This window comes from Candidatus Palauibacter soopunensis, from assembly GCF_947581735.1.
In the GTDB taxonomy this organism is placed as follows: Bacteria; Gemmatimonadota; Gemmatimonadetes; order Palauibacterales; family Palauibacteraceae; genus Palauibacter; species Palauibacter soopunensis.
The window spans coordinates 1-8335 of sequence record NZ_CANPVT010000025.1 but is presented as its reverse complement, the minus strand read 5'-3'; the positions used below and the strand labels follow the sequence as shown (position 1 = coordinate 8335).

Below are 8335 nucleotides of genomic sequence, written 5' to 3'. Positions count from 1 at the left end.
CGAGGACGACTCCAAGACGCGGCACCTGACCATTCAGAGCGGCTTCGTCATCCCGACCATCGGTGGCGGAGACACGGCGTAGGGGGCAATCCTGTTTTCCGGTTCTCCACGCCGCGCTCGGTCCCGTGTATGCGGCGCGAGTAGCGGGGCAATCGCAGCGCCAGTCCGGTAGGCGGGTCACGTTGGGTATAGTGCCCCCGATTTCTCTGGACAGTAGATTAGCAACCGATCCGGGGTCGATGAGAGAGGAGGCACTGGATGGCGCGGAGAACGGACGAGCAGGACGGCGCGGGATGGGACAATGAACATCTCTGAAGTGAAGGACATTCCGGATGCCCGCCTTGAGCGCGTGGAAATCCAGTTGGGCAACTTGACCAACCGGTTGAACCACTTCCAAGAGATCGAGGGACTATGCTGTGCGGGATTGAAGAGAACAGTTCCGGATCAGGAAACTGAACCGGGCCCTAATGGGGGCCGCGTGACGGGATCGCCTCGAGAGGCGGCTGCCAGCGGCTGGGGCGGGCCGAACGCCGGAGAGGTCCTGGTCTTCATCGTGAGCTTGCTGCTGTTGCTGGTTGTGGCGACGGCGCGTCCTCCCGTGGCACAGGCGCAGGAGCCGACGACCCGCCCTCGCGTGGGGCTCGCGCTCGGTGGCGGCGCAGCGCGCGGGCTCGCGCACGTAGGCGTCCTCGAATGGCTTGAGGAGCACAGGATTCCGGTCGATGCGATCGCCGGCACGAGCGTGGGCGGGCTTGTGGGTGGCAGCTACGCGGCGGGACGAACGGCGCTCGAAGTTCGGGACATGGTGGCCGACATCGACTGGGACCGGTTGTTTCGCGGCGATGTCGAGTACGGGCTGAAGTCGTATCGGCGCAAGGAGGATCGTCGCGGGTATCCCGTGCGTCCGGAGTTCGGTTGGCGTGACGGCCCGCGTGTAGCGCAGAGCCTCGACCCGGGCCACGAAGTCGAGTTGCTGTTGAGCCGGGTGGCGCTGCCGCATGTCGACCCGATCGATTTCGACGACCTCCCGATCCCGTTTCGCGCTGTCGCCACCGACCTGGAGGGAGCGGCGGTCGCGGAACTCGGGAGCGGTTCGCTGGCGAGCGCACTTCGCGCCACGATGTCGATTCCCGGCGTGTTCCACCCGGTCGAGCGCGACGGCCTTCTGCTCGCCGACGGCGGCCTGCTCAACAACGTGCCCGCCGACGTTGTCAGCCGGATGGGCGTGGATGTCGTCATCGCCGTCAACGTCGGGGCTCCGCTCGCAACCCGTGAGGACATGCGGTCCCTCGTCAACGTGGCGGGCCAGGCGATCGGGATCATGATGACGGAGCGGAGCCGCAGCGTGATGAGCCGCCACGCCGATCACATCCTTGCGCCACCGGTTCAAGACATATCGGCGATCGACTGGCGGCGCTTCGACACGATCCGGGCAATCGGATACCGGGCAGCCGCCGAAGCCGGCGAGTCGCTGGCCTACCTCTCGCTGTCGCCTGCCGAGTGGGCGCGGCATGTCGAGGCGCGCCGGTCGCGCCGACCTCCACCGCCCGCCGAACCTCGGTTCGTCCGGGTAGCGGGCGTGGATCGCCGTTCAGCGGAGGAGATCGTCCAAGCCGTGGAGCCGGTGCTCGGAACCGCGCTGGACCCGGACGAACTCGAGCTTCGCCTGACTCGGCTTGCAGGCGGTGGCCGGTATGGGAGTCTCGGATACGGCTTGGCGCGGGAGGGCAACCGCACGGGGATCGCGATCCGGGCTCGCGACAAACCTCATGGTCCCCCGTTCCTGAATCTCGCGCTCGAGGTCGAGGATCGCACTGGCGCCGGCTGGGAGGCGTCGGTCGGAACGCGGTTCACGGTTCTGGACGCCGGAAGCCGCGAAGCCGAACTGAGGCTCGATCTTTCGATCGGGCCGGATCCGGACGCACTGCTCGACTACTATCTGCCCGTCGCGGGATCGCCCGTCTTCCTCGCGCCGCGCATCGGCTTCGACAGCCGTCGGCAGTGGATCGCCGCAGAGACGGACGGGATATCGCCAAGTTACCGGACGCGGCGCGTGGGTGCGGGGGCCGACGTTGGCGTGGCCCTCGGTCGCGCCGGTGAACTCCGCATCGGATACGAAGCGGCCATCGTTGTCGCGCGCGTTGATGACGGTACTCCTCTCCTGCAGGACATCGACGGGCGGGAGCACGGCGCGCGCGTGAAGTTCGTGTACGACGGGCAGGACGACTGGCTGCTGCCTCGCAGCGGCATTCGGATCGCGATCGAAGCACGGCGTTTGGCGAGCGCGGCGGGCCAGTCTACCGGCTTCGCGGAGGCCCGAATCAGGAGCAGCATGTTCCTCCCCATCGGCGGGCGGGGCCGCGTCTTTCTGCTGCTGGCCGGGACCGAGGCGTTCGACGATCGGCTCGTGCCCTTGTACCAGTCGACGCTCGGGGGTCCCTTTCGCCTCAGCACGTTCGAGCGCGACGAGTTCCGCGGCGTCCGCACGGCGTATGCCGGCACGGGATACCTGCACCAGTTCGGGCGGTTGCCCGATTTCATGGGCGGCCCGATCCATGGCGGTGCCTGGATCGAGACCGGCTGGATCGAGACCGGCACTGCGCTCCCGGAGGCCAGGCACGCCGATCTCGCCCCGAACCTCTCGGCCGGGCTGCTCGTCGACACGCTGCTCGGCGCACTACTCGGCGGCGCGAGCATTGCCGAGGGCCGCAGGCCGAGAATCAACATCGCGCTCGGTCGTCCGTTCTGGTAACGTGGCAAGGAGTGCGGATCACGAGGAGCGGTCCCGGTGCCGGTCTCGGCGCTCCAGCGTTCGAGACCGGAGGTCCGGCACGTTGAAGACCCCGCACGTAGGCTCGTGGCAGTCGGCGCAGCGCACGTCCCGGCCTCGACGCTGCGCGCCGAGCTCGTCGAGGGCGTAGCGAACCTGCTTGAACTTGGGCGATACGCCGTCGATCCGGCTCACGATCTCAGCGCCCCGCTTCTTGGCCCCGGTCTCGGCTCCGTCGAAACGCGCGTTCACCCTCGATTCCAGGGCGGCGATGCGCCTGTTCAGCTGATCGAAGCCGGCCACGACTCGGCTCTCAAGTTTCGCCAGCGTGACACCGAGCTCCTGGATCGCGAATCTCATGTGCCCGTCCACTTCGTTCTGCCACTAGAAAATATGGAAGGGCCGGCCCCCGCCGGCTTATCGTGGGTTAGCGCCGACGGTGAGCGGAGGTGCCAGAGCCACATGCGACGCTCAGGTCGCAACCGGAACAGGAGACCGGCCCCATGAAGAAGCTGAAGACCAAGGTGTACGTCGGGATGGATGTCCACAAGGACAGCGTGACGATCGCGGTGCTGCCGGAGGGAGCGCGGGAGCCGACGCTGGTGAAGCGGCTGTCGCACGATCCTCGGGGACTCAGGCGGCTGCTGGACCGTTTGGCCCGGGAGCATGAGGTGCGCGCCTGCTACGAGGCGAGCGGTGCGGGCTACGTGCTCGAGCGGATGATCCGGGGCTGGGGCCACGACTGCGAGATCGTGGCTCCCTCGCTGATTCCGCGACGTCCGGGAGAACAGCGCAAGCACGACCGCAAGGACGCGGAGGAACTTGCGAGGCTGTACCGGGCGGGGGAGCTGGTGCGGCGGACACTCTGATCGCGACGGGCGTGGACCGGGACTTGCGGAAGGTGAGGCGGCCGGTGCAGTGGATCCGGGACTTGCGAAGGTTGTAGATGCGGGCGTTGAAGATGTGGGCGAGGCGCTCGAAGCGCGCGTCGCCGTAGACCTCGTGCATCCGCCGCAGGACCACCTTGGTGGCGGGACCGGAGAGCTGTCCGAAGGCCTCGTCGACCTCGGCCAGCAGGGCGGCGCCATGGGGTGTGTATCGGCGCGCGAACCCGTTCGGCGGAGGCTTCCCGCGGCGATCGCGGATGTGGCCGGTGCGGCGGTGTTGGGCGACGAGGCGGGTGATCTGGGCCCTGGACAAGCCCGTCACCTTCTCCAAGTACCGCTTCACCAGCCCCTTCTCGGGCTTGCGGAGCCCGTGGTACGCGAAGCGGACCAGCGTGCGGCGCACGAAGGCGTAGGCGGAGGGCCGGTCTGGTGAGCCCGAAGTCCGTCGGCTCGTTGCCCTCCAGGAAGGCCCGGATCCGGTCGAGGGTGCGAATCCGTTCGATGCGAAGTGTCACGATCATCCTCCGATGATCTCTTCGCCCCGGACTTCAGGCTCCCCGCTGGAAACCGACTCCGCGTTCAGGCTCATTCGCCGTCGGACAAGACTCCGGGTGACGATCTCGGGCTTATCACCTGGACGGACAGCCATGACTTGGTGCCCGACGGGCCCCGGAACGAATGGGCCGAGACTAACACGAATTCGGACGGCCGAGTTGGCTTCCCAGTTGACCTACAACGGGGCGACAAGCACCATTCCCGGTCGAACTCGACCGGCTTACCAGACTGGAAGCGAGGCGTAATGACGCCTGACGATTCCGCCCGCGCCGCTCCCGCCGAAGACCGGTTGCTCGGGCAGCGGGAAACGCCGACCACCTCCGCGGCCGGGGCCACGGGAACGAAGCCCTCGCTCCGCCATGTCGGCGTTCGCGTGCGCCTGTATCCGAACCGGACTCAGGCCGAAGCGATGGAGCAGTGTGCCGAAGCTCTTCGAAGCCTCTGGAATCTGCTGCTCGCCCACGGCATCCGGCACCATGAGGAGCGCGGCAAGGTCATGACCGCCAAGGAGCGCGAAGTGTTCGCAGGCCAGTGGAACCGGGCCACCGGCCGCATCTATCCCAGTAACGCCGTTTACCGGATTGCGCGCGAAGTGGGCGATGCCTACCGGCACTGGCACCTGGGGCTCGAAGCCGGACGCAAGGCCGGGCTCCCCGCGTTCAAGAAGCGGGGAAACCCTCCTGGCATCTACATGCACAACGAGGTCCTGCGCTTCGACGGCAGCCGTGTCCGGCTCCCGAGATTCGGCTGGATGCGGTGGCGGGGCGGGAGCCTGCCTTCCTGCCGGCTGCCTGGGGGCAAGCGCCGCGCGACGCGCGGCCTGCTGTCCGGTCGCGTCCGGATGGATGCCGGGTGCTGGATGCTGTCGTGCGTTTTCGAGTGCGGGCCGCTTGCCGAGGCGGTGCCCGCTGCGGACGCCGTCGGCGTGGCCCTGGGCATCAACGACCTGGCAACCATTTGCGACTCGCGCGGGCAAGTCACCGTCGTCCGTTCCGAAAAGTGGCTGGGCCGCGCGGAGAAGCGTCTCAAGCGGCTCCAGAGGTCCGTTGCGCGATGCAAGCGGGACAGCAATCGACGCGCGAAGGCGAAGCGCAGCATGGCGGTCCTACACCGAAGGGTCCGTCATCAGCGGCTCGATGCGATTCACAAGGCCACAACGGCGATCGTCGAGGCCGCCGGGCACATCACGATCGAGGCATTGCCGATCCGCGAGATGATGGGCGATCCGCGCTTGGCAAAGGCGCTGGCGAACTCCGGCCTGGGCGAGTTCCTTCGCCAGATCCGGTACAAAGCCGAGTGGCACGGCCGGACCGTGACGGAAGTCAGCACCTCGTTTGCCCGCTCGCAGGTCTGCTCCAGCTGCGGTCACCGGAACGAGGACATGCGCGGACTCGGAAACCGGCCTTTCGCGTGCGCGAAATGTGGCTACAATACAGGTAGTGCCGTGAATGCGGCGCAGAGCCTCTTGCGGTACGGCGCGAGGTACGCCGGAACCGGGGGCCACGGCCCCGAACGCACGGGGAGACCGCAGTCGCCGAAGCCTCGGCTTCGGGGCCGGTCGCGGAACCGTGAATCGCGTCGTCCCGGTCGGCGGACGCGAATGCCGGAATCGTCACCGTTACAATCCTCACGGCAGGGCGCCCCAAAGGATGTCGGAAGCCGGGATCGTCTACCGAAGCCCGACCCAGCCCAGGGGCCTCCGAGACTGGTCGGGTGCCCCACGGAAACCTGATGCCTTCGTCAGAATTCTGTATGCGAGACGCCCCGAAACGCATGGGTAGAGCCCCATAACCGGCTCGGGCGCTCGAACGTTGGGCTGCCGGCGTTTGGCACCGGTCTTGCCCTAAGACCCCCCACGCGGACGATTTCGCCCGATGAGTCAAACCTCCAAAACGAGGGAGAAACCATGGATCGTTGGAGAAAGTTCACAGTGGCTGCGCTTGTCGCGGTCCTGACCATCACCGCCTGCGACGAGGGCACTCCACCGCCGGTGGAGCCCCCGCCCCCGCCGACTCCCGTGGGAAGCATCTCCGGGACGGTAACAATTGACGGGACGGCTGCCGCCGGCATCACCGCCACCCTTTCCTCCGGTGCGACCACGAGCACCGGCGCAGGGGGCAGCTTCGCCTTCTCGGGCGTCGAAGCCGGGACCTACACGGTCACCATCAGCGGCTTCCCCGAGGATGCGACGTTCGCCCAGGTGACGCAGTCCGCGACCATCGCAAGCGAGGGTCAGAACGTTCAACTCAACTTCGCCGGTGAGTACATCCGCTCCTCGGCGGTGGTCGGCAACGTGGTTGCGGCCGACGCGATGATGAGCGGCGGCGACGGCCAGCCCGAAACGCTGGTCGGCGTGACGGTCACGCTCGACGGCGAGCACGCCATGGGCGTGATCATGGAGACCGGCATGGACGGCGGCTTCGCCTTCACCGGGCTCCGCGCGGGCACCTACACGGTGACGATCAGCGACTTCCCGGAGGACATCTCCTTCGAGACGGTGAGCGTCGAGGTCGAGGTCGACGTGGGCGAGGTCGGCCAGGCCGACTTCACGGGCCACTACATCCGCACCTCCGCGGTCGAGGGCCAGGTGATCATCGACGGCGAGGGCCTCCAGGGCGTCTTGGTGACGCTGGTGGGCGGTCCGTCCGACGAGAACTTCACCATGACGAGTGATGCCGACGGCATGTACCGGTTCGAGGACCTGCGCCCCGGCGACTACACGGTCAGCATCTCCGACTTCGACACCCGCGACTACGAGTTCGCCGCCACGTCGCAGGACGTGAGCGTGGATCTCGACGAGACGGGAACGGTGTCGTTCACGGGCGTCCTGCTCCGCACCTCCGGCATCAGCGGCCGGGTGAGCGTCGAGGGCATGGGCCTCGACGGCATCGCGGTCACGCTGTCGGGCGCGGCCGACGCGAGCACGACGACCGACGCGGGCGGCCAGTACTCCTTCGCGGGTCTGGCGGCGGGCGACTACACGGTCTCGATCGCGGTCGACGACCCCGCCTACGTGTTCGACATGATGAGCATGGACAGGACGGTCGGCGACGACGATTCACAGATCGTGAACTTCGAGGGCATGCACGCGCGCACCGCGAGTGTTGGCGGTCAGCTGTTCATCGACGAACTGGACAAGAACGACATGATGGACGCGGGCGAGCACCCGTTGCCGGCACCTGGTGTTCCGGTGGCGCTGGTGGGCCCGGGGGTCAATGACCAGCGGCTGAGCGCGACGAACGCGGCCGGCCAGTTCTCATTCGGCGGCCTGCGCGCCGGCTCGTACCAGTTGGTCGTGCCGATCGACGCTTCGGCTGCAGCCATGCTGGCGGAACACGACATCGCCTACGGCGGGCCGGGGACGGGCTACGCCTTCGACCTCGGAGTCGGCGAGAACAAGATGCAGGGCGTTCCGTTCGACATCACGCACACGACGATCAACGTCGCGGTCACGCTGAAGGGCGGTGACTACCGCGGCGATCCGATTCCCGGCGCCAGCGTCGCGTTCTACGCGGACGCGAGCGGTGATACCAAGGTCGCCGACGGCATGACCATGGTCGGCGAGGCCGGCGTCTACGCGTCCGTCAAGGTCGCGCGTGCCGGCACCAGCGACAACACGGTCCACATGATGGTCGGCGCGGAAGGCTACTTCATGGATCCGTCGGCCGGGATGCAGGCCGTGACGTGGGATCCGCAGTCGTTCGTGCACCCGGCGGCGGACGCGAATCCGCCTGCGGTGCTCAACGACGCCGACATCGTCAACCTGAGCGTCAGCGCGAACGTCAGCGGCGCCACGGTCATGACCGACTACGGTGGCGGCGAAGCGCTCGCCGGTTGGGCGATCGACGTCACCTCGGGTGGCGAAGCGGTAGCGGGCGCGCCGACGATGCTGGACGACGACGGCAACGCGTCGCTCATGACCGTCGTGGGCCCCGGCGATCTGCCTGCAGCGTTCGCCTTCGCGGCCGCCGACGACCAGGACGACGACATGGACGGCGGCGAGATGTACGAGAGCTCTGCGGGTGGGTACCTGCACACCGGGCTCAAGCTGGCTGGCGCCATGGACGCCGACCCGATCGTGGTGACCTACACGACGCAGACGCTGAAGGTCTACGTGCACCAC

Annotated in this window: 6 protein-coding genes; 5 read left to right on the top strand and 1 reads right to left on the bottom strand. The window is 67.6% G+C overall.

Annotation, left to right across the window (positions count from 1 at the left end; genetic code table 11):
* The first annotated feature begins 478 nt into the window (after positions 1–478).
* A complete protein-coding gene (locus tag RN901_RS07945; RefSeq protein ID WP_310757727.1) occupies positions 479–2752 on the top strand; it encodes a patatin-like phospholipase family protein in 2274 nt (757 codons plus the stop codon).
* 18 nt (positions 2753–2770) lie between these two features.
* Here RN901_RS07945 and RN901_RS07940 read toward each other — a convergent pair whose 3' ends face one another.
* Positions 2771–3130 (bottom strand): hypothetical protein, encoded by a 360-nt coding sequence (locus tag RN901_RS07940; protein ID WP_310757725.1) that lies wholly within the window; start codon positions 3128–3130, stop codon positions 2771–2773.
* A gap of 143 nt (positions 3131–3273) precedes the next feature.
* Between RN901_RS07940 and RN901_RS07935 the strand changes: the two genes are divergently transcribed.
* From RN901_RS07935 to RN901_RS07920, 4 genes are all read left to right on the top strand, one after another.
* Entirely contained in the window at positions 3274–3639 is a 366-nt protein-coding gene (locus RN901_RS07935; protein WP_310757723.1) for a transposase, read from the top strand.
* A gap of 49 nt (positions 3640–3688) precedes the next feature.
* A complete protein-coding gene (locus tag RN901_RS07930; RefSeq protein ID WP_310757721.1) occupies positions 3689–4090 on the top strand; it encodes a hypothetical protein in 402 nt (133 codons plus the stop codon).
* Positions 4091–4456: 366 nt separating this feature from the next.
* Positions 4457–5944, top strand: coding sequence for a transposase (locus RN901_RS07925; protein WP_310757719.1), 1488 nt, complete (start codon positions 4457–4459; stop codon positions 5942–5944).
* Positions 5945–6118: 174 nt separating this feature from the next.
* A partial coding sequence (locus RN901_RS07920; protein ID WP_310757717.1) for a carboxypeptidase regulatory-like domain-containing protein occupies positions 6119–8335 on the top strand: 2217 nt, incomplete at its 3' end.

Coding starts and splice junctions, on each gene's coding strand:
- RN901_RS07935 (WP_310757723.1), top strand. CDS start 3,274: ATGAAGAAGCTGAAGACCAAGGTGTACGTCGGGATGGATGTCCACAAG.
- RN901_RS07940 (WP_310757725.1), bottom strand. CDS start 3,130: ATGAGATTCGCGATCCAGGAGCTCGGTGTCACGCTGGCGAAACTTGAG.
- RN901_RS07925 (WP_310757719.1), top strand. CDS start 4,457: ATGACGCCTGACGATTCCGCCCGCGCCGCTCCCGCCGAAGACCGGTTG.